Genomic DNA, 923 nt, shown 5'->3' with positions numbered 1-923 from the left:
GCCCCCGACCCCGGCCTGCAGGACGAGCGCCCCTCGTCCCCCGAGGCCGTCGCCGAGTGGCGCGAGCGCCAGGAGGCCTGGCGGGCCGAGCGGGAGGCGTTCCGCGCCCAGCAGAGCGCGACGGCCCGCGAGACGGCCCGCGCCCGGGCGGAGGAGGCGCGAGTCGCCGCCGCCGCCGTCACCGCCGCGCGCCTGGAGCGCCAGCGCCTCCGACGCGCCGCGAACCCCCGGCTGCGGGCGAGCCTCACGCTGCTCGCCCTGGGCGCCGCCGCACTGACCGGCGCACTGGTCTCGCTCACCGCCTCCGGGCCGACGGCCCTCGTCGTCGGAGCCGCCTCGGCCGCGCTCGTGCTCGCCGTGGTGATCGTGCTCGCCGGCCTGTTCCGGAGGCGCGCGAGCGCGCTGGTCGCCCTCGCGACGGTCGCGCTGGTCACGGCCGCCTGCGCCGCCGTGCTGCCGACCGACCGCGAGCTGCTCCCCGTGCTGGGCACCTACGGCTTCTCGAGCGCCGCTCCCGGCCGCTACGCGACGCTCGCGGCGAGCGACCTGCGCGTCACGGTCGCACCCGGCTACGAGACCTCCGGCGAGCCGCTGGACCTCTGGATCGGCTACGGGCACGTGTCCGTCGCCACGATGGCGGGAACGGCGGTCCGCCTCGAGGCGACCACGGAGGACACCGAGCTCCTCGTTCTGGACGCCGACGGAGGCGCGATCGACGCGCCCCGCGAGGTCCGCACCGCCGACGGCCGTCAGCTGTGGACGCAGACCTTCGGCGATCCCGAGGCCGAGCCGTTCGTGGTCCGCATCGCCCAGGAGGGCGGGTCGATCCGCGTCCAGGACTCCACACCGGGCGCCGACTCCGGCACCACTGCGCCGGACGCCGACGCCACCCCGACACCCACCCCGAGCCCCACCCCCGAGAC

General features: G+C 77.9%; 1 pseudogene. It reads left to right on the top strand.

What is annotated here, in order from left to right:
- Positions 1-923 (top strand): annotated as a pseudogene (locus C5C56_RS18105) (hypothetical protein); the annotation flags it as partial.

Origin of the sequence: Rathayibacter sp. AY1D1 (assembly GCF_002932635.1) — a bacterium.
Lineage (GTDB): Bacteria > Actinomycetota > Actinomycetes > Actinomycetales > Microbacteriaceae > Rathayibacter.
This window is presented reverse-complemented; position numbering and strand designations above follow the sequence as displayed.